This window comes from Amycolatopsis sp. NPDC102389 (assembly GCF_044765885.1).
GTDB lineage: Bacteria > Actinomycetota > Actinomycetes > Mycobacteriales > Pseudonocardiaceae > Amycolatopsis.
In genome coordinates this window covers 1-25,524 of the sequence record NZ_JBIWKX010000071.1, presented here as the reverse complement: position 1 = coordinate 25,524, position 25,524 = coordinate 1, and the positions used below count along the sequence as shown (strand labels likewise).

Below are 25,524 nucleotides of genomic sequence, written 5' to 3'. Positions count from 1 at the left end.
AGTGGGGCTGGTGTGGCGAGTTGTCCACAACGGGCGACATCGGTGCTGGCGGGGGCCTACCGGCGCCGTCGATGATCGTGTGGTGCGATCCGGCGAATGGGCTCGCGATCACGAGGCCCTATACAAGTTGAGCCGCGACGGGGTGATCACCGTCGCGAGACTCGTGGAATTCGGTGTCTCGAAGAGGACCTGCTATCGGCGTTGCCGGCCGGGCGGGCCGTGGCAGCGGTTGCTCCCAGGAGTGTTGTTGCTCGGTTCGGGACGGCCGACCCGTCGGCAGGCGATTGATGGCGCCCTTCTCTACGGTGGGCCGGAAGCGATCGTCACCGGCATCCAGGCCTGCCGCCTTCTGGGTTTGCGAGGGCCGAGCGGCGAGGCCGATCGAGTCCACCTGTTGGTGCCTTCCGCTCGTCAGATCAGCAGCACGGGTTACGTGATCGTGGAGCGGACCACGCGCATGCCCCGGCCGGCCGTAGTGGACGGGGTGGCGATGGCGCCCCTCGTCCGGGCGGTCCTTGATCAATGCCGCCGGTTCAGCGCGCGAGACCCGGTCCGGGCTTTGCTGACCGAAGCCGTTCAGCGAGGAAGGCTGAATCCCCAAGTCCTCAGCAGGGAACTCGAAGCGGGTAGTGATCGAGGCAGCGCGTTGCCTCGCGAAGTGCTGCGCGACGTAGTGCGAGGGGCGCGGTCGGTGGCCGAGGTCGACGCGATGGCCGTCTGGCGGCGGACCGGGCTTCCGGAGCCGTTGTGGAACCACGAATTGCGGGACGTCGCCGGTCGCTACATCGGAACCCCCGATGGCTACTTCAAGGAGGTCCGGCTCGTTTGGGAGATCGACTCCTACGACTTCCATTTCGGGAAGGAGGACTACGCCAAGACCTTGGACAGAAACGCCAGGTACGCCGCGGCGGGGATCGCCGTACTGCAGACCCTGCCGAGCCGCCTTCGATCAGAGCCCGAGGAGGTCGCCAAGGAGCTTCGAGCGGCGTACTGGGCAGCCGAGGCCCGGCTGCGTCGCGCGGCATGAACCGGAGCGGCTTTGCTCAACGACAGGTGAATTGTCCGACGAGACATCGGATGTCTGTACGGCTGCGCGAGTGAAGGGGGTGGCCAAAGCCGGACTATTTCTGGAAACATGCCGGTCGCCAGGACTTGATCTGCGGTAAACGTAGTATGAATCTGGAGGCGACTCATGGCCGAGCTGTCCAGACGATCGATGCTGAGGGTCGCGGCCGGGGCGGCCGCGCTCGGTGGGCTCTGGGCTCAGGGGGCGCCGCCGGCGGTCGCCGGACAAGACGTCCATCGCCGGATCGTCGACGACGCGCGCATGGTCTGGAAGCGCCTGCCGCAGGGCTGGCAAGAGGGTCCGTTCCTCGCCAACGGCTTCCTCGGCGTGCAGTTCTACGCCGGGGCGCAGCCGAACGTCCTCAAGGTGATGCTCAGCCATTCCCGGGTCCAGGACCAGCGCGGGCAGTGGGAAGCGGGTATCGGGTACTCGCGGCTCCCGATCGGCTACCTCACCCTCACCTTCGCGGGCGCGATCACGGCGGTGGACTGGCACCTCGACCTGTACAACGCCGAACTCGGCGGCACGATCACCACCACCCGCGGCTCGGTGCGGTTCTCCGCGCTGGTCCACAACGACCAGGACCTCCTCCTCGTCTCGCTCACCGGGGAGGCGGCCGCGGAGTGGGGGTTCACGCCGCTCAAGTCGGCGACGACCCGGACGATCCGCAAGCCGCCCGAGTACACCGCCAATCCCGATCCGAAGCTCGCCAGTGCGGGCGCCGTCCGGTACTGCGAGCAGCCGCTCCACGCGGGCGGCGGATACACGACGGCGTGGCGTGAGCGGACCATCGGCACGCGACGGCTCCTGGCGGCGACGGTCGCGTACGGCCTCCCCGAGCCGACGCACACCGCAGAGGCGATCAGCAGGGTCAACCGGGCGTCGACGGCCATTCCGGACCTGCTCGTCGCCGGTCACCGGCGGTGGTGGAACGCCTTCTACCGTCGCAGTTTCGTGTCCATTCCGGACAAACGGATCCAGCGGTTCTACTGGATCCAGCTGTACAAGACCGCCTGCGCCACCCGCGCGAACGGCCCGGTCGTCGCCGAATGGGGGCCTTGGTTTCCGGAGGTCGGCAACAGCTGGACGGCGGTGTGGTGGAACCTCAACGTCCAGGTCACGTACCCGATCGTCAACAGCAGCAACCATTCCGAACTCGACGCCGTCACCGAGACCTTCCGCCGCGACCACGCCAACCTCGAACTCTCGGTGCCTCCCGCGTACCGGGACGGCGAGACGTACGCGCTTTCGCATCCGGGGGACTGGCGGCTGCGGCCCGGCGGCACCCGTGCGGTCGGGATACCCGGGCCCGCCACCAAGAACGACCAGACCGGCAACCTGATCTGGGGCCTGCACAACGTCTGGCTCGCGTACCGGCACAGCATGGACGTCCGCGTCCTCCGTGACGTCCTGTATCCGACGCTGGCCAAGGCGCTCAACTACTACCGGCACTTCCTCGCCACCGGCCCGGACGGTGCCCTGCATCTGCCGATGACGAGGTCGCCCGAATACGCCGACGCGGCCGACTGCACCTACGACCTGTCGTTGATCCGCTGGGCCGCGCGTACCCTCGTCGAATCGGCGGCCAAGCTGCGGATCGACGATCCGCGCGTGCCGGCGTGGCGGGAGATCGGCGAGAAACTGGTGCCATACCACCAGGATCCCGCCCAGGGCGTGCTGATCGGCGACGGCGTCCCACTGGCCGAATCGCATCGGCATTTCTCGCATCTGCTCTGGCTCTATCCGCTGCGGGAAAAGCTCTGGGATCGTCCCGGCGACCGGGACATCATGCGCCGCACCTTCGCGCATTGGTCGAGCGCGCAGGAGAAATGGCACGGCTACAGCTTCGCGGCGGCGTCGTCGATGAGCTCCGTGATGGACGCGCCGGAGGAAGCTCTGCGCTACCTGAAGATCTTCCTCGACGGCACCGTCGTGGCCGACACCCAGCTGACGCCGAACACGATGTACCGCGAGGGCGCGAACCTCGCGATCGAGAGTCCCATCACCGCCGCGCAGTCCGTTGTGGACATGCTCCTGCAAGGGGACCACGGCGTGCTCAAGGTCTTCCCGTCGGTCTCGTCGGCATGGCCGGACGCGTCGTTCGAGAGCCTGCGCGCGGAAGGCGCGTTCCTCGTGGACGCTTCCCGCCGGAACGGGGCGACCGAATGGATCCGCGTCCACAGCGAGGCGGGGGAGCCGCTCACGCTGCGACACGGGATCCCTGGCGACATCGAGGTCCGCGACGCGCGTGGACGGCGGCTGCCGTGGCGGCACGAGGGTCCTGGCACGATCTCGGTCCCGCTCGGCCGCGGCGGGACCGCCGTCGTCACGCGGCGCGGCGCACGTCCGGCACTGGAACCACGGGACGTCCCTGGCGACCGTGGAACACCGGCATGGGGGGTTTGAGGATGGACATCACTCGCAGGACGATGCTCGGCGGGGCGTTGGCCGGAGTCGCGGCGGCGGGACTGGCGCCGTCGGCGTCGGCGGTGGAGAACGACTTCGACCTCGGCGGCCTGGACTGGCCCGGTTTCCTCGGTACGGCCGACCTGATCTGGCGCCGGATGCCGAAGACCTGGTACGAAGGTCCCTTCCTGGGCAACGGTTTCCTCGGCTCGGGCATCTACGCCGAGCCCGGCCGGAACGCCGTCCGGTTCAACGTCCAGCACAGCGAGGTGCAGGACCATCGGCCGGAATTCGGCTCCCTGTTCGGGCTCGCGCGGCTGCCGATCGGCCATTTCACCCTCGAACCGGTCGGCGCCATCACCGGGATCGACTGGCGGATGGACCTCTGGAACGCCGAACTCAGAGGCACGATCACCACGGCCTCGGGCAGTCTCTCGCTGCGGGCGATCGTCCACACCGGACAGTCGCTGCTGGCCGTCGAGGTCGAGCCGACCGAGGGGGAGCGCGACTTCGCGTGGGTGTTCCATCCGGCCGAGGCGGTGAGCCCGAGAACGGATCCGAAGTTCGGGAAGCCGCCGCCCGCCGGTTACGTCGCGAACCCGCCCGCGAGCCTGGAAAGCAGTGGTGACAGCAGGCTTTCCGTGCAGAGCCTGCTGGCGGGCGGCGAGCACGTCACGGCGTGGCGCGAGGTCACCCGGGGCTCGAAGCGAACGCTGTACACGTCCGTCGCGTGGTCGTATCCGAAGCGGACGGCCGCGCGGGAGGCGTTGAATACGGTCCGCCGGGCCGAACCGTTCTCGGCGTTGACGGCCGAACATCGTCGCTGGTGGCACGACTACTACCGGCACGGCTTCCTGTCCATTCCGGACACCCGGCTCCAGAGCTTCTACTGGATCCAGCTGTACAAGATCGCCTCCGCCGCGCGCCGGGAAGCGCCGGTGATGGCGACCTGCGGACCGTGGCTGGAACCGACCCCGTGGCCCGCGACGTGGTGGAACCTCAACGTCCAGCTGGAGTACTGGCTCATCCACGGGTCCAACCACCTCGAACTGGACGCCGTCGGCCACGCGCTCGGCAAGTACCGGGCGAACCTGACGAGCCAGGTCGCCGAGCCGTACCAGCACGATTCGGCGGGCATCCCGCGCACGACCGACATGACCCTGCTCAACGGCGCGGTCGGGGCGAACGCGGGGTTCCCGGTCGGCATCCCTGGCAAGGAAACGCCGACGCCGGAGGTCGGCAACCTCACTTGGGCCCTTCACAACGTCTGGCTGTCCTATCGGCACACGATGGATCGGCGTCTCCTGCGGGAGACCCTGTTCCCCCTGCTGCGCAAGGCGATCAATTACTACCTCCATTTCCTGGCGCCCGGCGCGGACGGGAAGCTGCACCTTCCGGCGACGTTCTCCCCGGAGTACGGCGTCAACGCGCCCGACTGCAACTACGACCTCGCGCTGATCCGCTGGGGTTGCAAGACCCTGCTGGAGTCGGCGGCGGAACTGCGCGTCGACGACCCGCTCGCGCGACGGTGGCGGGAAGTCCTGGCCACGCTCGTCCCGTATCCGGCCGATGCCAACGGCTACATGATCGGCGCGGGGGTGCCGTTCGCGAAATCGCATCGGCACTACTCGCATCTGCTGCAGATCTACCCGCTGTACGAGATCACCTGGGAGCGGCCCGAGCACCGGCGGATCATCGAGACCTCGCTCGACCATTGGGTGGGCTTCGAAGGCGCGCTGCAGGGCTACACGTTCACCGGCGCCGCCTCGATGTCGGCGCAGATGCTGCGCGGCGAGAAGGCGGAGTTCTACCTCGGCGAACTGCAGCGGCGCTACATCCAGCCGAACACGATGTACAAGGAATCCGGTCCGGTGATCGAGACGCCGCTCTCGGCCGCGCAGTCGCTGCACGACATGCTCGTGCAGAGCTGGGGCGGCGTGATCCGGCTCTTCCCGGCCGTGCCCGCGAAATGGGCGGACGCCGCGCTGCGTGACTTCCGCACGGAGGGGGCGTTCCTGCTCAGCGCTTCCAGACAGGGCGGGAAGACGCGCTGGGTCAAGATCACCAGCGAGGCGGGTGCGCCGTGCGTGCTGCGGACGGACCTCGACGGGGAGCTGACCGTCCGCGACCGGTGGGGGAGGCCGAAACGCTGGTGGCGGCTGCCGAACGGGGACGTCCGGATCGACCTGCGGCGCGGCGAAGAGGCCGTCGTGCACCGCGCGGGCGACCGGCCCGACCTGGAGATCCGGCCCGTCCCGGCGAACGGGGACGGCACGCCGTGGGGGATGCCGTGACCTCCTGAACGGCGATACGCAAGAGTGTTCCTGTACTTCCTCTCCGACGACAGGAGCACAGATGTCCCAGCCGCCGCAGCCGGGCGAGCCCGAGGGCCAGGCGCCCGACCCCGGCCCTCAGCCGGGGCAGCCGTACCCGCAGCAGCCTTATCCGCAGCAGCCGTACCAGCAACAAGGCTGGTACGGCGCGCCGCAACAGCCGCCGCCGTCTTCGAACAAGACGGCGCTCTGGGTCGGGCTCGGGGTGCTGGGACTCGTCGTGGTGGTCGCGGTCGTGGCGATCCTCGGGTTCGTGGCGCCGGGGTTCTTCCTGTCGGATTCGAGGGGCGAGAACGCGGTCGCGTCCTCGTCGTCCTCGTCCGCTCCGGCGTCCAGTTCGGAGGACACGGCGACGCAGAGCCCGGTGAACATCCCGTCCGCCCGCACCGAGCTGCCGAAACGCAGTACGCCGCTGGCGGATCCGACGGAGTGCGCCTACCCCGCGGACACCACCAAGGAGGCGGCGAAGAAGGTGAACCCGCCGGCGGCGGGACCGACTCCGGCTTCGGGCACGTCGGCGGTCACGGTCAAGACGACCGCTGGTGACATCGGGCTGACACTGGATCGCGGGCTCGCGCCGTGCACCGTGGCGAACTTCCTTTCGCTGGCGCAGCAGGGCTACTTCGACGGCACGTCGTGCCACCGGCTCGGTGTGTCGGGGTTGCAGATGCTCCAGTGCGGCGACCCGCAGGGCACCGGAATGGGCGGACCGGGCTACACGATCCCGGACGAGATCTTCCCCGGGCTCAAGTACGGCCGCGGGATCCTCGCCATGGCGAAGACCCAGAACCCGGATTCGGGCGGCAGCCAGTTCTTCATGGTCTTCGGCGAAGCGGAACTGCCGCCGGAGTACACGGTGTTCGGGAGCATCTCGGACGCGGGCCTGCAGACACTCGACAAGGTCGCGCGCGGCGGCGTTGACGAGGCGAAGGGGTCCGGTGACGGGACGGGGCCGCCGCGGATCGAGGTGAAGTTCGAGTCGATCGCGGTGGGCTGAGTTCGCGGGCCGCCGTCTCAAGCGGCGGCGGCCCGCGGGTCTTCGCGCAGGATCCGCCAGCACAGATAGAGGCAGACGCCCGCCGCCGGCGCACCGCCCAGCAGCGTGGCGGCGATGCCGAGCGGGATCACCGTGCCCGCCAGGTACAGCGGCACCAGTGCCGCCGTGGCGATCGCGAACTTCGCCAGGAATATCGCCGTGCAAAGGTAGTAGCGCCGCCGCTGCCGTCGATCGCGCCGCCAGGCGAGGCGGTCGCCCCGCACCGTGCCCATCACCAGCCCGATGACCGGCCGGCGCACCACTATGGACACCAGGAACAGCGCGGTGGCGCCCGCCTGCACGAAGACGGTGGTGAGGTAGAAATCGGCCGCTTGCCCGGTGTTTCCGGCCAGCATCGCCGAAACGCCGACCACGACCACCCCGATCGCCGGCTGCCAGACCTTGCGGTCGGTGAACAATCGCACGACGGCCAGCACGGCCACGCCGCCGACCGTGATCAGCGCCGACGTCAGCACGTCTCCGGTCGCCAGGTACGCGACGAGGAACAGCACCCGTGACGCGACCCCTTCGGCGACCGTGCGCCAACCGCCCATCGCGCTGAACAACGACAGCGACTTCCGGGTCAGCATGCCGATGCTCATGTGCCCGCCTTCGCGCTCGCGGACGTGAAACCGTTGCGGCGCATCATGTCTTTGTAGGTACCGATCGCGTCAAGCACGCCGAGCCGTCCTCGGTGCGCGTCGGCCAGCGCTTCGCAAAGGTGGCGCGCGTCCTGCATCGCCAGATTGCCGCCGAATCCCGGGGCGAGGTGGATGGCGTCGCCGAGGAGCGTGATCGGGCGGACCGGCCAGGGCGCCGGCGGTGGCAGCCACCGCCGTCGCGCGGACGGGCGAGATTCGGTGAACCGCAGCACGGCCACCACGATCGTCGTGCCGCGGATGTGGGCACTCGCGGGGTTGTCGCCGATCAGACCGGGCAGCCCGGTGCCGAGGACGGCCCGCAGCGGAGCCGCGCCCATGATCATCCGGCGTCCCGTGTCCACCACCTGTACGTCGGGCAGGTAGCGGCGGCGGACCGCCGAGCCGATCCCGTCCGCGCCGACCAGGACGTCCGCGGTGTCCGTGCGGCCGTCGGCGAACCACACCCGGACCGTGCCGTCGGCGCGCTGCTCGAACCGCGTGAACTCCGCCCCGAAGCTGACCACGTCGTCGAGATCGGTCAGCAGGACGGCTTTCAGTAGTGGCCGGTGGACCTGCCTGCCGGGTCTTGCCCGGCCCGCCTCGGCGGTGAGCTCTCCGTCCACATCGGACAGTGTCAAGGTCCGCTCGCGCGGCCCTCCCGTGGTGGCCTCGACCATCGCGACATGGGCCGGGGGCAGGCACGCGCGCAGCGCCGTCATGCCGCGCTCGTCGACGTGCAGGCTCACACCCTGCGGCCGCCCTGACGCGGCGTCCCGCTCGTAGACCACGACATCGATCCCCGCCCGGCGTAACCCGTGAGCGAGCGTCAACCCGCCGAGACCGGCGCCGATCACGACCACCTTCATCGCTTCCCCCATTCTTCACCGCCTGATGAAGAACACGGTACCGACAAACTTCACCGGGTGGTGAAGAAAACGGTGTTAGGCTTTCTTCCGACATGGCGGAAGAAGAGAACAACGGCCGTTCCGGACGCTGGCGATCCGGCGCGGAGAGCAGGCAGCGGATCCTGCGAGTCGCTCGTGAGCTGTTCCATGAGCACGGCTACGGCAGCACGACCGTGCGCATGATCGCCACGGCGGCGGACGTCGACCCGGCGATGGTGTTCTACTTCTTCGGCACCAAACAGGGCCTGTTCAGCGCTGCGATCGAGATGTCCGGCGACGTCCCGCCCGCCGTCGAGGCCCTCTTCGACGGCGGCCTCGACACGATCGGCGAGCGTCTCGTCCGGACGCTGGTGGAGAACCTCGACAAGTCCGACCGCACGCCGCTGATGATGCTGACGAGGTCGGCCCCCACCGACCCGCGGTCCGAAGCGCTGTTGCGGGAGTTCATCGACCGGGAGATCACCGGCAGGCTCGCGGCGCTGCTCGGCACGCCGGACGCCGCGCTGCGGGCGGGCATGGTCAACGTGCAGATCCTGGGGCTCGCGGTCGCCCGGTACATCATGCGCATCGAGCCGATCGCGTCTTCGTCCGTCGACGAACTCGTCGCCACGTTCGGCCCGCTCGTGCAGCATTGCCTGACCGGACCGGCGACGCGGTCCTGATCGCCCTTGTATCTCCCCCGAGGGGAGGTGCGAGGGTGGGCGAATGGACGACCCGCGGTACTCGATCGGCGAGCTTTCCCGGCGGACCGGGCTGACGGTCAAGGCCATCCGCTTCTACTCCGACCGAGGCATCGTGGCGCCGTCCGGCCGCACCGCGTCCGGGCACCGCCGCTACGACGTCGACGCGCTCGCGCGCCTGGAGCTCGTGCGCACCTTGCGCGAGCTGGGACTCGACCTGGTCACGATCCGGAAGGTCGTCGAAAGCGAAGCCGCCCTTCCTGACGTCGCCGAGGCGCATATGCGGGCGCTGGAAGCGCAGATCCACGTGTTGCGTCTCCGTCACGCGGTGCTGAAAGCCGTGACCCGGCGCGGATCCACTCCCGAGGAGATCACTCTCATGCACGACCTGGCCAAGTTGACCGAGGAGGAGCGCCGCCGCCTGATCGGCGACTTCCTCGACGCCACTTTCGGCGGTCTCGAGCATCCCGGATTCGCCGGGGTCGCCCGCTCGATGACGCCCGAACTACCCGAAAGTCCCGCGACCGAACAGATCGACGCCTGGGTGGAACTCGCCGAGCTGGCCGGGGATCCGGATTTCCGCGCCCTCATGCGACGTCTCGCCGAGCGGCACGATGCCGGCCTGCGCCGCGACCCGATCGCGGACGTCCGCGCCGCCGTCGACCCGGCCCTGACTTCGGGTGTCCACCCGAGCTCACCGGAGGCCGCCCGGATCGTGGCCGCGCTCACCGCGCGGCACCGGCCCGACGACCTCCTGGCGTGGCTGGACCTCGTCGACGATTCCCGGCGGGAGCGGTATCTCGAGCTGCTCGCCGTGATCAACGGATGGGCGGCACCGGACAGTCTGGCTCCGGCGGTGCGCTGGCTTTCCGAGGCTCTGCGAGCTCCGGATCAGCGCTGCGCGCCCTGATCCGGAGAGAGGATCTCGGCCAGCCGAAGGGTGTCTTCGAGGCGGCGCCGCTCGTGCTTGCGGTGGCCGGGCGGGTTCAGGGCCGTGCGCGCTGAGGGCTCGCCGGGGCGTCACTGTGTGGATTTTGGTGCGTTGGATGACCAGAAATCCACACGGTCCCGTCGAAGCGGACCGATCCCGACGACGGACGGCCGGAAGTGAGAGGGGGTGTGTGGAAATAGGGACACTCAACGTCCCTGATTCCACACACCCCTCACCCGGCGTCACCACGATGGCCCTGCGTCACCGCTCAGCTCTCTGTCGGCTGCAGCCGCCAGATTTCTCGCGCGATCGATTCGGCTTCGGGCTGGTACTCGTCGGTGTTGTACTCGAAGTTGATGCCGATCGGGTCATGGCGGAACAGAAGGACCTCGATGCTCGCCACGAGATCTCGCCGATCCGCGACGAGTCGTCGCCGAACTTCCTTCCTCATCGGGCAAGGATTTCAGAGCGGGTTGTGCGCTCCCAGCGGCGCGGTGCAGAACGGCCCACCGACGTACTCCGCCGCCACCCCGGTCGGCGCGGGCAGGTCCGCGAGCTGATCGGCGTAGGTCTCCGCGTTGTCGAGCGATTTGTAGCCCAGTTCCTCGGCTTCGGCGAGTGAGTAGATCCGGCGCGTGTTGTCGGAGACGCCCCAGATCAGCCGGTAGCCGGGGGAGCGGTAGCTCAGGCAGGCTTCGAACAGCCGGGCGCCGTCGTCTGGGGAGAGCCAGGTCGTCAGGCCGCGCGGGCCGAGGACGAGCGGGGTCTCGAAGCAGGAGCCGATCCGGATGACGATCACGTCCATGCCGAACCGCGAGTGGTACAGGCTGCCGAGCGCTTCGATGGCCGCCTTGCTGACGCCGTAGTAGGTGTCGGGCCGGGGGGTGGAGTCGGCGGGGAGGCCGTCCGCGCCCGCCTCGTCGTTGCGGCGGAAACCGACGGAATGGTTGCTGGAAGCCAGGATCACGCGCGGCACACCGGCGGCGCGCGCGGCTTCGAGGACGGTGTGGGTGCCGTTGATGTTCACGTCGAGCGTGGCTTCCCACGAGCTCTCGCGGCTGTGCCCGCCGAGGTGGATGATCGCGTCGACGCCGGCGCAAGCCGCCGCCATCGCCTCGGGGTCGGTCACCGACGCGGTGATCAGCTCGACGTCTTCGCCGCCCGCGGCTTCGGGCTGCGCGGCCAGGTCGAGCAGGCGCAGGATCCGCCCGGAACGGCGCAGCCGCGGCCGCATCAGGGTGCCGACGATGCCCGCCGAGCCGGTGATCAGGACGCGCTGGTCTGCCATGGGAACCCCTTGTCAGTAAAAGAAAGTACGAAACAGGTCAGCGGATGCCGGCGCGGCGCAGTTGCTGGCCGAGCTCCGCGGTGATTTCGGCGAGGAGCTCGCCGACGCGCTGGGCGTCGGCGTCGGTGACTTCGGTGACCGGCATGGAGCAGCTGATCGCGTCGGTGCCGGGGATGCGGTACGGGATCACGGCCGCGACGCACCGGACGCCGAGGCTGCCTTCCTCGATTTCCGAGGCATAGCCACGTTCGCGGGTCTTCGCGCATTCGGCGTGCAGTGCTTCCGCCGTGGTGATGGTGTTCGGGGTGAGCGCCGACAGCTCTCCGGTCAGGAGGCCGTCGATCTCGTCGTGCGTCAGCTCGGCCAGCAGTGCCTTCCCCAGCGCGGTCGCGTGCGTGGGCAGCGTGCGGCCGACGCGGGACACGAGATGCGTCGAGTGCCGGGACTCGCGCGTCTCCAGGTAGACGACGTCGGTGCCCTCGCGGCGCGCGAAATGCGCTGTGTAGCCGGTCTTCTCCCGGATCCGCTCCAGCGCTTCGGTCGCGTACGGGACGACCGGGTCGCGGTCCAGGTAAGCCGTGCCGCAGATCAGCGCGCGGACGCCGAGACGGTAGCGGGCGGTGTTGGTGTCCACTTCCAGCCAGCCGGCTTCGAGCAGGGTGCGGAGCAGGCCGTGCAGGCTCGACCTGGGGAAACCGGTCCGCGCGTGCAGGTCCGACAGCGAAAGCCACACGTCGTTCGCGGCGAAGGTCTCGATGAGGTCGATCGCCCGCCGGGCCGATTTGACCCCGGCGGGTTCGGGCGCGGCGGGCGCGCCGTTCGCCACCGTGACAGCGGCTTCCTGCTGTGGCATCCGCGCTCCTCCATCCGGCCGTTGACTTGTGACTCCGGCCATATTAGCGTCCCGAACAGCGTTCTTATGGATGAACATAATCACTATAACAGACTCCGTTCATGGATGTGAACAGGTCGGGCTGGGCCTTCGTGAACGCGGAAAGGAGTCAGCGGTGCATTTACTGGACTGGATCATGGTGTCCGCGTATTTCGTCCTGATGGTGGTGATCGGCTTGTGGTCGCACAGCCGCGTCAACACGGTCAGTGACTTCTTCACGGCCGGCGGCAAGATGCCGTGGTGGTTGGCCGGTATCTCCCACCACATGTCCGGCTACAGCGCCGTGCTCTTCGTCGCGTACGCGGGCGTCGCGTACACGGACGGCATCACCGTCTACTTCTGGGGCATGGCCAGTATCGGAATCGGTGTCGGCATCGGCAGCTGGCTGTTCGCCTCACGGTGGAACCGCCTGCGTTCGAAGCTCGGCGTCGCGTCGCCGCTCGAGTACCTGGCGAAGCGCTTCAACGTTCCTACCCAGCAAGCGCTGGCCTGGAGCGGCAGCCTCCTGAAGATCTTCGACATCGCGGCCAAATGGTTCGCGGTCGCGACGATCCTCAACGTCTTCGCGGGCGTGCCCTACACCTGGGGCATCATCATCACCGGCTCGATCACGCTGATCTACTGCACCGTCGGCGGTCTCTGGGCCGACGCGCTCACCGACTTCGGCCAGTTCGTCATCCAGGCCATCGCGGCGGTCGTGATGCTGTGGGTCGTGCTGGACAAGCTCGGCGGCGTCTCCGGGCTGTGGACCGTGTGGGGCGACCTCCCGCCGGCCCACCTGAACCCGACCACGTCGAAGTTCACCACCGTGGTGTTGCTCGTCTACGTGCTGGTGAAGACGCTGGAGTACAACGGCGGCATGTGGAACCTGGCGCAGCGCTACATGGCCGCGCCGAACACCTACGAGGCCCGTCGCGGCGCGCGGCTCTCCTCGATCCTGTACCTGGTGTGGCCGCTGGTGATGATGTTCCCGATGTTCGCGGCCCCGCTGCTGATCCCGAACATCTCGAACCCCAACAACGCCTACGCGATCATGACCACGACGTTCCTCCCGCCGGGGCTGGTCGGGCTGGTGCTGGCCGGGATCTTCTCGCACACCATGGCGATGGTGTCCTCCGACGCCAACGCGATCTCCGCGGTCATCACCCGGGACATGATGCCGGTGCTGTGGAAGAAGGCCAGGAACTTCACCGAATCCCAGGGGCTGCTCGCCGCGCGGATCTCGACGGTGATCTTCGTCGTGCTCACCATGGCGGTGGCCACGCAGGCCGAGAAACTCGGCGGTGTGCTCGGTATCGTGGTGCTCTGGGTCGCCGCGCTGATGGGCCCGATCTCGGTGCCGCTGCTGCTCGGCATGCTCCCCGCGTTCCGCCGCTCCGGCTCCCGCGCGGCTCTGATCTCGTGGGCGGGCGGTCTCATCGCCTACGCGATCGCGTACTACGGCTACAACGCCACGCTCGCGGTCACCGTGTCGACCCCGATCCTGGTCTCGCTGGCGCTGTTCATCGGGCTCGGCTACCTCATGCCCGAGCGCAAGGCCTCCACCGACGAGATCATCGACACGATCGACCGCGACGACGACGTCCTACCCCGCAAGTCGCAGGACGGCACCACCGTGCCCGCCTGACCGGGCCCGTACCCGGGACCATCCACAAAGAACGAAAGAGAAATCCATGGCACAGCCCAAGATCGAACTCGACGGCCTACTGGCGTTCCCCTTGACCCCCTTCACCGAGGGGCTGGAACTCAACCTCGACGCGTTCGCGGAAACCGTCGAGAGCCACGTGGCCGCCGGAGCCGGTGCGCTGTTCGTCGCCTGCGGTACGGGCGAATTCAGCTCGCTGTCCCCGGACGAGCACGCAGCGATCCTGCGTAAGGCTCGTGAGGTCGTCGCCGGGCGCGTGCCCGTGTGGGTCGGCGCCGGTGGCGGTGCGGCCACGGCCCGTGCCGGGATCGCGGCGGCGGAGGCTGGCGGCGCGGACGGCGTCCTCCTCCTGCCGCCGTACCTGGTGACCGGTCCGCCGTCCGGGCTGGTCGACCACGTCCGGTACGCCGTCGGCGACTCCTCGATCCCGGTGATCGTCTATCACCGCTCCACCGGTGTGTTCACCCCCGGCTCGGCCGTGGACCTCCTCGGCATCCCGTCGGTGGTCGGCATCAAGGACGGCTTCGGCGACGTCGAACTCATGAGCCGGATCATCACCACGATCCGCTCCGTCGACACCGACCGGGCCCGGGATTTCCTGTTCTTCAACGGTCTTCCCACGGCGGAGGTCTCCGCGCGCGCCTACGCAGCCGTCGGCGTGGCCCGGTACTCCTCGGCCGTGCACTGCTTCGCCCCTGAGATCGCGGCCCGGTTCCACCGCGCGCTCGCGGAGAAGGACGACGCCGTCATGGAGGCGCTGCTCGCCGGGTTCTACCTCCCGCTGGTCGCGTTGCGGGACGAGGGACAGGGCTTCGCCGTGTCGCTGGTCAAGGCCGCCGCGCGGCTGCGCGGGGACAAGGTCGGCTCGGTCCGGCCGCCGCTGGTCGAGCCCACCGCGGACCAGATCGCCCGCCTGGAGAAGATCGTCGACGACGGGTTCGCCGTCCTCAAGTCCGTCGAGGCCGGTGCCTGAAGATGAAGGTTCTCGACGTCGTCCTGACCCCGGTCGCGTTCGCCGACCCGCCGCTGCTCAACGCGATGGGCGTGCACGAGCCGTTCGCGCTGCGCGGTGTCGTCCAGCTGATCTGTGAGGACGGGGTGGTCGGCCTCGGCGAGTCCTACGGTGACCTCGCGTTCCTCGACCAGGTCCGGAAGGTGCTGCCGGAACTCAAGGGACACGACGTGTTCGACCTGCCCGGCCTCCGCCGGAAGGTCGCGACCACGCTGGGCGAGGTCGTCTTCGCCGACGCGCACGGGCTCACCGGCGGCTTCTCCGTCAGCAAGACCGTGGCCAGCGTGTACTCGCTGTTCGAGGTGGCCGCGCTCGACGCGCAGGGGCACTACCTCGGCAGGCCGGTCGTGGACCTGCTCGGCGGCAAGGCGCGCGACGCCGTCGACTTCTCCGCCTACCTGTTCTACAAGTTCGGCGCCCACCTCGGCGCCGAGGAGGACTCGTGGGGCGAGGTGACCACGCCGGAAGCGCTCGTCGGCGAGGCACGCCGCATGGTGGAGGAGTACGGCTTCGGCTCCATCAAGCTCAAGGGCGGCGCCTTCGACCCCGACCAGGAGATGGACGGGATCCGCGCGCTCGCGGACGCCTTCCCGGATCACCCGCTCCGCATCGACCCGAACGCGGCGTGGACCGTCGAGACGGGGATCAGGGTCGCCGAAGAGCTCGACGGCGTCCTGGAGTACCTCGAAGATCCGACGCCGGGTATCGAGGGCATGGCGCGGGTCGCGGAGAAGGCGAACATGCCGCTGGCCACGAACATGTGCGTGGTGCGCTTCGCGGACATCGAGCCCGCGTTCCGGCAGCGAGCGGTCGGGGTCATACTTTCGGACCATCATTACTGGGGTGGTCTGCGGGACACCCAGGCGCTGTCCATCACGGCGGAATGCTTCGACGTGGGGCTTTCCATGCATTCGAACAGTCATCTCGGGATCAGCCTGGCCGCTATGGTGCACGTGGCCGCGGCGACGCCGCACCTGACCTACGCCTGCGACACCCACTGGCCGTGGAAGACGGCCGACGTCATCGCCCCGGGTGCGCTGGAGTTCGTCGACGGTGCGGTCGCGGTGCCCGACAAGCCGGGGCTGGGGGTCGAACTCGACCCCGACGCGCTGGCGCGGGCCCATGAAGACTATGTCCGAAGTGGACAGACCAAACGGGATGACGTGACCTATATGCGGAAGTTCGTCGGTGGCTTCGAACCGAATACGGCACGGTGGTGACGAGGTGAAGGTCACCGGATACGCCTACCCCTGGGACGTCGTCGACGATCCCGGCTTCGTCGAGCGGGTGAAGGAACTCGGCGTCGACGAGGTCGCCGTCGCCGTGTCGTACCACAGCGCCCGCGCGGCGACGCCCTGGTCGCCCGAGCGCACTTCGGTCGTCGCGCGGCACGCGGCGCTGTACCGGCCGGTGCGGGACGAGGCCTGGGGTGAGCTGAAGCCGGCCGAACCGGATTGGGTCGAAAGCCGCGACAGCGCGGGCGACGCCGTCCGGGCGCTGAACGAGGCGGGCATCCCGGCTGCGGCGTGGCTCGTGCTGACCCACAACTCCCAGCTGGGCACGGAATTCCCGGATCTGACCGTGCGCAACTGTTTCGGCGAGCGGTATCCGTGGGCGCTGTGTCCCGGCGCGCCCGCGGTCCGCGAGTACGCGGCGAACGTGACGGCGGAAAGCCTCGCCGGGCTCGACTTCGCCACGGTCATCCTGGAGGCTTGCGGTCCGCTCGGCGCCGTGCACCAGCACCAGCACGAGAAGACCGACGGTGTCTGGTCGCCCGCCGTGGCGCGGCTGCTGTCGATCTGCTGCTGCGACGACTGTCTCGACGCCTGGGCCGCGGCCGGTCAGGATCCGGCGAAGGCGCTGGGCAAGCTGCGGGCCGAGGTCCGGCGGCTGATCGACAGCGGTGATCTCCGTGCCACCGAAGACAAGATCCTGCCCACCCTGCGGCAGGTCCTGCTCGACACGCGCCAGAACGCGACCGACGCCCTCCGGCGCGCGGTGCTCGAGAAGATCCCGTCCGGGCCCAGGATCGTGCTGCACGGTGCGATGGACCCGTGGGTCACCGGCGCGCTGCCGGGGTTGACGCCGTCGGCCCCGGACGACGTCGACGCGGTGGTGCTGCAGAACTGGGCACCCGGTCACCCCAGCGTGAACGCGGTCGCGGCGGCACGGGCGAAACTGCCGGAGAAGGTCGCCGTCGGCAGCTACATCACCGCGGTGGCGGCGAGCCCGGTGCCCGACATCGAGGCCTACACCACCGAACTCGGCAAGGCAGGCGCCACCGAACTGCACCTGTACCACCTCGGCCTCGCCGGCCCGGGGCGCTGGGCGGATCTCATCGCCGCCGTCAGCGCCGCGCAAGAACTCTAGGAGAAGCAAGAAAAATGAGCCAGGCAACGGATCCCGCCACGCTCGACCAGATCCTCGCGGCCGCCGCCGATGCGGCAGGCACGACGGCGGCCGCGACCCCAGCTCAGCGCGCCGGATGGCTGAACGCGGCCGCGGACGCTCTCGACGCGGCCGCCGACGAGCTGATCGCGCTGGCCAACCAGGAGACGCATCTCCCGGTCTCCCCGCGGCTGCAGGGCGAGCTGAAGCGCACGACGTTCCAGCTGCGCCTGTTCGGCGAGGTGCTGGCCGACGGCTCGTTCCTCGGCGCGACCGTGGACCACGCGGACGCCGCCTGGCCGATGGGGCCGAGGCCGGACATCCGCCGGCTGCTCACCCCGATCGGACCGGTGCTGGTGTTCGCCGCCAGCAACTTCCCGTTCGCGTTCAGCGTCGCGGGCGGCGACACCGCGTCGGCGCTGGCCGCCGGGTGCCCCGTCGTGCTGAAGGCGCACTCGGGTCACCCGGAGCTGTCCGCCCGCACCGGGGAGATCCTGCGTGACGCGCTGGTCGCGGCCGGTGCGCCGGAAGGGATCTTCGCGGTCATCCACGGCCAGGAGAACGGTGTCACGGCGCTGAAGGATCCGCGGATCCAGGCGGCGTCGTTCACCGGTTCCGTGCCGGGCGGGCGGGCGCTGTTCGACATCGCGACCTCGCGGCCGTCGCCGATCCCGTTCTACGGCGAACTCGGCAGCGTCAACCCGGTCGTCGTCACGCAGGCCGCGATCGACGCGCGCGGTGAGGCGATCGCCAAGGGGTACGCGGGTTCGTTCACCCTCGGCGCCGGACAGTTCTGCACCAAGCCGGGGTTGCTGTTCCTTCCCGAGGGCCACGGCCTCGAAGACACGTTGCGCGAGGCCGTCGCGGCGATCCCGGCGCAGCCGATGCTCAACGAGCGCATCGCGGCGGGCTTCGCCGACGGGCTGGCGAAGCTGAGCGAGGTCGACGGTGTCGAGGTGCTGTCGGAATCCGGTGGCGCGGAAGGGATCTCGCACGGCGCGACGCTGCTCGCCACCACCGCCAAGGCGTTCCTCGCCGACGCCGACACGGTCCGCGAGGAATGCTTCGGCCCGGCGTCGCTGATCGTCACCTACGCCGACCAGGCCGAGCTGATCAGCCTGCTCGGCGTGATGGAACCAGGGCTCACCGCGACTATCCAGGGTGAAGAGTCCGATGTGGACTGGATCCGCCCGGTCCTCCCGTCGCTGACCCGGGTCGCCGGTCGTCTGCTGTGGAACGACTGGCCGACCGGCGTCACGGTCACCTGGGCACAGGAACACGGTGGTCCCTACCCGGCGACCACCGCGCCGACCAGCACCTCGGTCGGCACCGCCGCGATCGAGCGGTTCCTGCGACCGATCGCCTGGCAGGGCTTCCCCGACGCGCTGCTGCCGGAACCGTTGCAGGAGAACAACCCGTGGGACCTGCCCCGCAGGACCGACGGAAAGCGCTAAAAGCTCGTGAGTGGTAAGGACGGTTCTATTTTATAACCGCCCTTACCACTCACGAGCCCCAATACCCGCCGCCGCCCCTAGTCGCCGTCTTTCGACCCCCTTGGGAGGCACCGTCATGTCCGGATTCGGTCACTTCGACAGGAGAACGGCGTTGAAGGGAGGTGCGGCAGCGGCAGCTTCGGTGGCGCTCACGTCCGCTCTCGCGAGCCCTTCGTCGGCGCAACCCGCAGCGTCGGGTACGTCGTCCATCGTGACCGGGTACCGGGAGCTGCAGACCGGTATCGGCAGGCCGTCGGCGGAACGCACGGCCGCGCTGGCGAATCTGAACCGGGTCGCGAAGGCCTATCACGACAGCATGACGGTCGGCGACGGTCCACTGTGGAAGGACCTCCCGCTCGGCCCCGGCAGCGACTTCACGACGTCGATGTACGCCCGGCTTCGCGCGATCACGGTCAACTGGGGCACCCCGGGCGGCGCGCTGGCGGGTGATCCCGCCGTGCTCGGCCGGATCAAGGGCGCGCTGGAACTGTTGTACACCAGCGATCAGTACAGCGAAAAGACCGCCGAGATCGGCAACTGGTACACCTACGAGGTCGGCATCCCGCTCTACCTGCTGCACATCCTCGCGACGGTCGCCGACGAGCTCACCCAGGACGAACTCGCCAAGTATCTGAAGCCGGTGCTGAAGTTCTCCGGCGACCCGAACCGCCGCACCAACAACCCGAACGTCGTCGAGACCGGCGCCAACCGGGCGGACAAGTCGACGATCTCCCTCGTCTCCGGCGCGATGCTCGGCGACGTCGAGCGGATCAAGCGTGGCGTGGGGGCGTTCACCGACGTCGAAGGCGGGGGAGCGGCGAGTGTCATCGCCAAGCTCCATCGCGCGGCGGGCGACGGCTTCCACACCGACGGCTCGTTCCTGCAGCACGACACGGTGCCGTATCCCGGGCACTACGGGATCATCCTGCTCACCGCCGTCGCGTCCGCCATCCACGTCACCAAGGGCACGGAGTTCGCACTGCCCGCCGACGTCCGCGACGCGGCGTACGCGCTGGTCTCCGACACGTTCGCGCCGTTCGTCCACGCGGGCGCGCTGATGGAGTCGGTCCGTGGCCGGTTCCTTTCCCGGCAAGGGGAATCCGCGCACGACATCGGGCACCAGCTCACCGGCGCGGTGGTCCTGCTGGCGCGGTCGGCGAGCGGGAAGCGCAAGGAGGAACTCGGCGGTCTCGCCGCGAAGTGGATCACCGAGGACACTTTCGCGCCGTACCTCGAGATCCCCGATCCCGAACGGTTCGCGCCGGGGCCGGATCTCGTCGGTATCCCCGGCATCGAGTTCGCGCAGGAGCTGCTGGCGACCAAGATCCGGCCGGCGCCGACGGTCGCGACACATCGAGTATTCGGCCAGCAGGACCGGATGGTGCACATCACCGAAGGCTGGTCGGCCTCGCTCGGCGTCGCCTCGACGCGGATCTCGCGGTACGAAGCGATCAACTCGATGAACCTGCACGGCTGGTACGTCGGCGACGGTTCGCTGTATGTTTTCCTGCCCAAGGCGAAGGGACACTTCACTGACGCCTATTGGCCGACGGTCGATCCGCAGCTGCTGCCGGGCACGACCACCAAGAGCGGCCCGCCTCCGAAACTGGAGTCCGTCCCGCTGACCGGCAAGGATCACTGCGGCGGGGTGCGCTGGGACAAGCGGCACGGCGCGCACGCCCTCGACTTCGTTTCGCAGGACGGCACGCTGACCGCGAAGAAGTCGTGGTTCTTCACGCCGTCCGGGGTGCTGTGCCTCGGCGCCGGGATCACCGACTCGTCCGGCGAGCGGATCCGCACCACGATCGAGAACCGCAACCTCGGCGAGAACGGCACCGGTGTCCTGCTGGCCGACGGCCACCTCGTCGAGGGCTCGGAGTCCTTGCGGCGCAAGCGATGGCTGCATCTCGAACGGGTGGGCGGCTACGTCCTGCTCGACGACGCCGAGGTCACCGCGCTGCGCGAAGACCGGACGGGGACCTGGCGCGACATCGACAAGGGCGCCAACACCAAGGGCACCACGGTGCCCTACACCCGGCGCTACCAGAAGCTGGTCATCGAGCACGGCGCCAATCCCTCGAACGCGAGCTACGCGTACGCGGTCCTTCCCGCCGCGTCGGTGCTGGAGACGATCGCGTCGGCTTGGGCGTGGCGCGTGCGCTCCAACACCGCGACCGTGCAAGCGGTCCGGCTGTGGGACGCGACCCTGCTGGCGAACTTCTTCGCCGCCGGCTCCGTCGACGAGGTGTCGGTGTCCGGTCCGGCGTCGGTGGCGCTGGGCCGGACCGCGAAGGGGTGGCAGCTGGCCGTTTCGGATCCGACGCAGCGGCAGGACGTCCTGCGCGTGACCGTGCGGCGCAAGACCTTCGAGGTGCCGGTGAAGGACACCTTCGGCGCTACTCAGGTCGTGCGCGTTTAGTCGACTGAATGCGGGGGTTACGCGAATTCTTCGGGAATCTCCCGCAGTGATGTCGAGCGGTGGTCATCGGCTCCGACCCAGGTGCGAAGCTAAAGTGGCAGCGACCCTGTGGAGGACCTGATGACCACCTCGTTCGAGACCGTGACCTCGGCCGACGGCACCCCGATCGCCTTCGAGCGCACCGGCGAGGGCACGCCGGTGATCCTGGTGGGCGGCGCGTTCAACGACCGGACGACCGTCGCCGGCCTGGCCGCGACACTGGCCCCGGACCACACCGTGATCGCCTATGACCGGCGCGGCCGCGGCGACAGCGGCGCGGGCGCGGTGTACTCGGTGGAGCGCGAGGTCGAGGATCTCGCCGCGCTGATCGAGCACGTCGGCGGCGCGGCGGCGGTGTTCGGGCACTCGTCGGGCGCGGTGCTGGGGCTGGAGGCGGCCGCCAGAGGCGTCGCCATGACCAGCCTCGCCGTGTACGAGCCGCCGTACGTCGTCGACGACAGCCGTGAACGGCCCGCGGCCGATCTCTTCGATCGCGTCCGGGCCCTGATCGCCGACGGCGACCGCGACGGCGCGGCGGAGCTGTTCCTGGTCGAGGGGACGGCGACTCCGGCCGAGGTGGTCAAGGGGATGCGGGACGAGCCGGTCTGGGCGTGGTTCACCGGGCTCGCCCACACGCTGCCCTACGACCTCGCGCTCTGCGGTCCCGGGAACGTTCTGCCCGCGGACAGGCTGGCCAAGATCTCGGTGCCCACGCTGGTCATCGACGGCGGGGAGAGCGAAGACTGGATGCGGGCGGGCAGCCGCGCTGTCGCCGACGCGGTTCCCGGCGCCCGGTACGCCACCGTCGAGGGGCAGGACCACGGCGTCCTCCGCCAACCGGACACCTTGCGCGATCTCCTCACCGGATTCCTCAGGTGACGACCTTCAGCGGTTCGGCGGGCAGGCCCATCGCGGCGTAGTGGTCCCGTGCGGCGCGGGTCTGTCCCAACCCGGCCAGCGCGCGGGCTTCCTGCAGGCGGTAGCCGATCCGCCTCGCCGTTTCGAGCGCGAGCCGATGCCGTTCGAGGCCCTTCGCCGTCTCGCCGAGCGCGAGGTAGGCCGTACCCAGGCTGTTGGCCGCCATCGCCAGCAACAGCGGGTGGTTGAGCCGCATGAGGATCGCGCACGCGCGTTCGGCCTGCTCGCGCGCGTCGCCCGGCCGGTGGGCGAGCAACAGGGCGTCGGCGAGGTCGATCCGGCTCCACGCCTCGCCGAACAGGTAGCCGAGATCCTGCGAGGCGGTGAGCGAACGTTCGATGACCTCGAAGGCCTCGTCGAAGCGGCCGAGCCGGGCGAGGACGAGGCCGAGCTGGGCCGAACTCAGGATCATGCCGCGGTCGTCCTCGCGCAACGCCACCGCTCGCCGGGCAGACTCCAGCGCGTCGTCCAGCCTGCCGAGGACCTCCTGCGAGTTGCTGAGGTTGGTCCAAAGCGTGGCGGCACCTTTCTCGCCCACGACGGCCAGGCCGTCGCGATAGAACCGCATCGCCTCGGGGTAGCGGCCGAGCATGCTGTGCAGCGCGCCCGCCCTGGACAGCGCGATCGCCTCGGCCGCGCGGTCGCCTGACGCGCGGACGACGTCCAGCCGTTCCAGGGCACAGTCCATTCCCTCGGTGAGCCGCCCGTTCTCCCAGAACGCCAGGGTGAGGCTCGCCAGGCTCAGCTGGATCGCGCGCGGTTCGCCGATCCGGCGGGCCGCGGCGATCCCGGCCTGTGCCACGGCGAGCAGTTCGTCGAGGTGCCCGCTCTCCCGGAGATGGTCCGTGGTGTCCACGGCGATCCGCCAGGCGTACTCGTCGAGACCGGCGTCGAGCGCGTGCCGGGTCGCCGCGACCAGGTTCGCCCGTTCCGTCCGGTACCAGTCGAGGCCGCCGCCGTCGCGGTAGTGATCGAGGAGCCGTCGCACGGCCGGAACGGATTCCTCGTCGCGCGCGGCGTTGCGGGCGTGCTCGGCGATCAGGTCGTGGAACGCGTAGCGGCCCAGCGCCGGCTGCCGGAGCAGGTGGGCGTCGAGCAGGTCCTCCAGCAGGCGTTCGGCCTCGCGCTCACCGATACCGGCCAGCGCGGCCGCCGCGGGTACGCCGATGTCGGCACCGGGATTCCGCCCCAGCAAACGGAACATACGCTGTTGCGCGGCATCGAGTTCCCGATAGGACAGTGCGAAGGCGGCGGCCACGTCGCGTCCGGCGACCTTCAGCTCGGCCAGCCTGTCGTGTTCGGAACCCAGCCGTTCGGCCAAGGTCTCAACGGTCCACTGTGGACGATTCTGCAGCCGGGCGGCCGCGATCCGGATCGCCAGCGGCAGATTCCCGCACAACGCGGCCACGCCCGCGTCCGGTCGCCCGGAGGCCGCCGCGAACAGTGCGCCCGCCTCCTCGTCCGGCAGCACTTCGAGACTGATCGACGCCGCGCCGTCGACCGCGGCCAGGCGGCGCCGCCCGGTGACCACGAGGGCGACCGTCGCCGAACCCGGCACCAGCGGCCGCAGCTGTTCCGCGCTCGCGGCGTTGTCGAGCACCACGAGCAGCGACCGGCCCGCCGTTCTCGTCCGCCACAGTTCGGCCCGCCGGTCCACGCCGCCGGGAAGCCGCGAGGCCGGGACGTCCAGCTGCCCGAGCAGGGCTTCGAGTGCGGCCTCGGGCGGGAGCGGTTCGCGGGCGGGGGAGTGGCCGTGCAGATCCACGAACAGCTGCCCGTCGGGGAAATCGGCGGCGAGCCGGTGCGCGGCGTGGACGGCGAGCGAGGTCTTGCCGACACCGGCCATCCCGTCGACGACGACCGGACGGCCGAGCCGGACGGCGTCGGCCAGGCGGCGGATCTCGGCTTCCCGCCCGGTGAAATCCGGGACGTCGTAAGGGAGGAAGCAGCGGGTCTTGCCGTATTCCGGCTCGTCGCGGAGGATCCGCTCGTAGAGTTCGCGCAGCTTCGGCCCGGGGTCGATCCCGAGTTCCTCCACCAGCCGCGTTCGCGCCTGCCGGTAGACGTTCAGCGCGTCGGCCTGCCTGCCCTGCTGATGCAGCGCGCGCATGAGCAGGCCGGCGAACGGCTCCCGGAGCGGGTGTTCGGCGACCAGCGCGGTGAGTTCCGCGACGGAGTCTTCCCCGGCCGAGATCTCTTCGTCGAGACAACGTTCCAAAACGGACAGACGACGCTCGTCGAGTTCCTCGGCCTCCCCACGCAGCGTCGTACTGTCCACACCGGACAGAGCAGGCCCGTGCCAGCACGCGAGCGCTTCGCGGAGCTCGCCACGCGAGACGTGCTCGTCGAACGAGCGCAGGTCGAAGGCGCTGGGGCGCAGGACGAAACCCGGGCCTTCGGCGGTCAAGACGTCATCGGCGGCGCCCTCGGCGACGAGCGTGCGCTTCAGCGCGGTCGTGAGATTGCGGATCTGGCGCGTGGCCGTGGCCGGCGGATCCTCGTCCCAGACGACGTCCACCAGCCGCGAGACCGAGACGACGCGATCGGCGCCGAGCAGCAGCGCGGCGAGGATCCGCTCCTGCCGCGGGCCCGCCAGTTTCACCGGCCGTGCCCCGTTCCGGCACTGCACCGGCCCCAAGATCCGGAACTCCATCGCACCCCCTCCCGCGAGGTTAACCGGCCACGCGCCCGCGCCGGTGCGGAAGTGATGCAGCTGTGATGCGCCGCCCGGCGAACCTGCTGATGGACGGAATACAGGACGTGATGAGGAGAACCCCATGCGCAAGCGGTATTACGCGGCGTTGGCCGGGCTGGTCGTGGCCGCGGCGGGAATCGGCGTGCCCGCCGCGGCGGCGGCCGGTGAGCAGCAGGCCGAGGCGGAGCGGCAGGCCTGTCAGCGGGCGTTCGACCACGCGGTCTGGGAGGACATGGACAGCTACAACAAACGCGACGAGGCCCGCTACCGGGCGATCATCCACCAGAACATGACCACCGTCGGCCGCAAGGGCCAGCTGTTCATCGGCTACGAGGCCAACGTGGAGCCGGTGGTCGACGTGCAGTTCAAGCTGCCGTACGAGTACAGCATGCCGTGGACGGTGACCCACACCGTCGTCGAGGACTGCAAGATGGGCTACGCGATCCTCGACGCCTACTACAAGGTGCCGTCGCAGAACATCAACCGGCACTACACGATCAGCCTGACGCTGGTGCGTGAGCACGGCAAGTGGCAGGTCATCAAGGACACCGTGACGGACGTTCTGCCCTGAGGGGGGTCGTGAGTGGTAAGGGCGGTTCTATTTGAGCCGAAGGTCAAACGTGGCTTGTTCTCGGGCAGGCCGATGGTGGGATGAAGGCTCCCTTCGTCGCGTCTAATGCGGTGAAAGGAGCCTTCGGCCCTGGTCAAGCGCGGGTCGTGAGTGGCGTTTCGGGTTA

20 protein-coding genes are annotated in these 25,524 nt (G+C 69.4%); 14 read left to right on the top strand and 6 right to left on the bottom strand.

What is annotated here, in order from left to right:
- Nucleotides 1-397 precede the first annotated feature (397 nt).
- The 4 genes from ACIRGA_RS35930 (at nt 398) to ACIRGA_RS35915 (ending at nt 6,802) form a co-directional block, all read left to right on the top strand.
- Nucleotides 398-1,027: a hypothetical protein gene (locus ACIRGA_RS35930; RefSeq protein ID WP_400950113.1), complete on the top strand. Its 630-nt coding sequence runs from the start codon at nt 398-400 to the stop codon at nt 1,025-1,027.
- Between the two features lie 165 nt (nt 1,028-1,192).
- Nucleotides 1,193-3,472: a glycosyl hydrolase family 95 catalytic domain-containing protein gene (locus ACIRGA_RS35925; RefSeq protein WP_400950084.1), complete on the top strand. Its 2,280-nt coding sequence runs from the start codon at nt 1,193-1,195 to the stop codon at nt 3,470-3,472.
- A gap of 2 nt (nt 3,473-3,474) precedes the next feature.
- On the top strand, nt 3,475-5,766 hold the full coding sequence (locus ACIRGA_RS35920; RefSeq protein WP_400950081.1) for a glycosyl hydrolase family 95 catalytic domain-containing protein: 2,292 nt from the start codon (nt 3,475-3,477) through the stop codon (nt 5,764-5,766).
- Nucleotides 5,767-5,827: 61 nt separating this feature from the next.
- Nucleotides 5,828-6,802 (top strand): peptidylprolyl isomerase, encoded by a 975-nt coding sequence (locus ACIRGA_RS35915; RefSeq protein ID WP_400950077.1) that lies wholly within the window; start codon nt 5,828-5,830, stop codon nt 6,800-6,802.
- A 17-nt stretch (nt 6,803-6,819) separates the two neighbouring features.
- Here the strand turns inward: ACIRGA_RS35915 and ACIRGA_RS35910 are convergent, their stop codons facing one another.
- The gene (locus ACIRGA_RS35910) at nt 6,820-7,443 is read right to left on the bottom strand and encodes a DUF3159 domain-containing protein (RefSeq protein ID WP_400950075.1); all 624 of its coding nucleotides are present in this window, start codon (nt 7,441-7,443) and stop codon (nt 6,820-6,822) included.
- Entirely contained in the window at nt 7,440-8,348 is a 909-nt protein-coding gene (locus ACIRGA_RS35905) for an FAD-dependent oxidoreductase (protein ID WP_400950072.1), read from the bottom strand. The genes ACIRGA_RS35910 and ACIRGA_RS35905 overlap by 4 nt, the downstream gene beginning before the upstream one ends.
- 92 nt (nt 8,349-8,440) lie before the next feature.
- Here ACIRGA_RS35905 and ACIRGA_RS35900 point away from each other — a divergent pair, with 92 nt between their 5' ends.
- On the top strand, nt 8,441-9,049 hold the full coding sequence (locus tag ACIRGA_RS35900; protein WP_400950069.1) for a TetR family transcriptional regulator: 609 nt from the start codon (nt 8,441-8,443) through the stop codon (nt 9,047-9,049).
- Nucleotides 9,050-9,092: 43 nt separating this feature from the next.
- Entirely contained in the window at nt 9,093-9,977 is an 885-nt protein-coding gene (locus tag ACIRGA_RS35895) for a MerR family transcriptional regulator (protein WP_400950066.1), read from the top strand.
- Nucleotides 9,978-10,266: 289 nt separating this feature from the next.
- On the opposite strand, the gene ACIRGA_RS35890 is transcribed toward ACIRGA_RS35895, so the two are convergent.
- Genes ACIRGA_RS35890 through ACIRGA_RS35880 form a run of 3 tightly spaced genes read right to left on the bottom strand, consistent with a single transcriptional unit; the run spans nt 10,267 to nt 12,139 of the window.
- Entirely contained in the window at nt 10,267-10,449 is a 183-nt protein-coding gene (locus tag ACIRGA_RS35890; RefSeq protein WP_400950063.1) for a hypothetical protein, read from the bottom strand.
- 12 nt (nt 10,450-10,461) lie between these two features.
- Entirely contained in the window at nt 10,462-11,286 is an 825-nt protein-coding gene (locus ACIRGA_RS35885) for an NAD-dependent epimerase/dehydratase family protein (protein ID WP_400950060.1), read from the bottom strand.
- A gap of 37 nt (nt 11,287-11,323) precedes the next feature.
- On the bottom strand, nt 11,324-12,139 hold the full coding sequence (locus tag ACIRGA_RS35880) for an IclR family transcriptional regulator (RefSeq protein WP_400950057.1): 816 nt from the start codon (nt 12,137-12,139) through the stop codon (nt 11,324-11,326).
- Nucleotides 12,140-12,293: 154 nt separating this feature from the next.
- Between ACIRGA_RS35880 and ACIRGA_RS35875 the strand changes: the two genes are divergently transcribed.
- The 7 genes from ACIRGA_RS35875 to ACIRGA_RS35845 all read left to right on the top strand — a co-directional run bounded on the left by ACIRGA_RS35875 (nt 12,294) and on the right by ACIRGA_RS35845 (nt 22,053).
- On the top strand, nt 12,294-13,805 hold the full coding sequence (locus ACIRGA_RS35875; protein WP_400950054.1) for a sodium:solute symporter family protein: 1,512 nt from the start codon (nt 12,294-12,296) through the stop codon (nt 13,803-13,805).
- Nucleotides 13,806-13,851: 46 nt separating this feature from the next.
- On the top strand, nt 13,852-14,796 hold the full coding sequence (locus tag ACIRGA_RS35870) for a 5-dehydro-4-deoxyglucarate dehydratase (protein ID WP_400950051.1): 945 nt from the start codon (nt 13,852-13,854) through the stop codon (nt 14,794-14,796).
- 2 nt (nt 14,797-14,798) lie between these two features.
- A complete protein-coding gene (locus ACIRGA_RS35865) occupies nt 14,799-16,055 on the top strand; it encodes a glucarate dehydratase family protein (RefSeq protein ID WP_400950048.1) in 1,257 nt (418 codons plus the stop codon).
- 4 nt (nt 16,056-16,059) lie between these two features.
- Nucleotides 16,060-17,205, top strand: coding sequence for a hypothetical protein (locus ACIRGA_RS35860; protein ID WP_400950045.1), 1,146 nt, complete (start codon nt 16,060-16,062; stop codon nt 17,203-17,205).
- Nucleotides 17,206-17,219: 14 nt separating this feature from the next.
- Nucleotides 17,220-18,677: an aldehyde dehydrogenase (NADP(+)) gene (locus tag ACIRGA_RS35855; RefSeq protein ID WP_400950043.1), complete on the top strand. Its 1,458-nt coding sequence runs from the start codon at nt 17,220-17,222 to the stop codon at nt 18,675-18,677.
- Nucleotides 18,678-18,792: 115 nt separating this feature from the next.
- Entirely contained in the window at nt 18,793-21,135 is a 2,343-nt protein-coding gene (locus tag ACIRGA_RS35850) for a polysaccharide lyase 8 family protein (RefSeq protein WP_400950041.1), read from the top strand.
- 120 nt (nt 21,136-21,255) lie between these two features.
- The gene (locus tag ACIRGA_RS35845) at nt 21,256-22,053 is read left to right on the top strand and encodes an alpha/beta fold hydrolase (protein WP_400950038.1); all 798 of its coding nucleotides are present in this window, start codon (nt 21,256-21,258) and stop codon (nt 22,051-22,053) included.
- Here ACIRGA_RS35845 and ACIRGA_RS35840 read toward each other — a convergent pair.
- Nucleotides 22,046-24,745, bottom strand: coding sequence for a BTAD domain-containing putative transcriptional regulator (locus ACIRGA_RS35840; RefSeq protein WP_400950035.1), 2,700 nt, complete (start codon nt 24,743-24,745; stop codon nt 22,046-22,048). The genes ACIRGA_RS35845 and ACIRGA_RS35840 overlap by 8 nt on opposite strands.
- A gap of 124 nt (nt 24,746-24,869) precedes the next feature.
- On the opposite strand from ACIRGA_RS35840, the gene ACIRGA_RS35835 reads away from it, so the two are divergent.
- Nucleotides 24,870-25,358, top strand: a complete 489-nt coding sequence (locus tag ACIRGA_RS35835; protein ID WP_400950032.1) for a hypothetical protein — start codon at nt 24,870-24,872, stop codon at nt 25,356-25,358.
- The last annotated feature ends 166 nt before the right edge of the window (nt 25,359-25,524 follow it).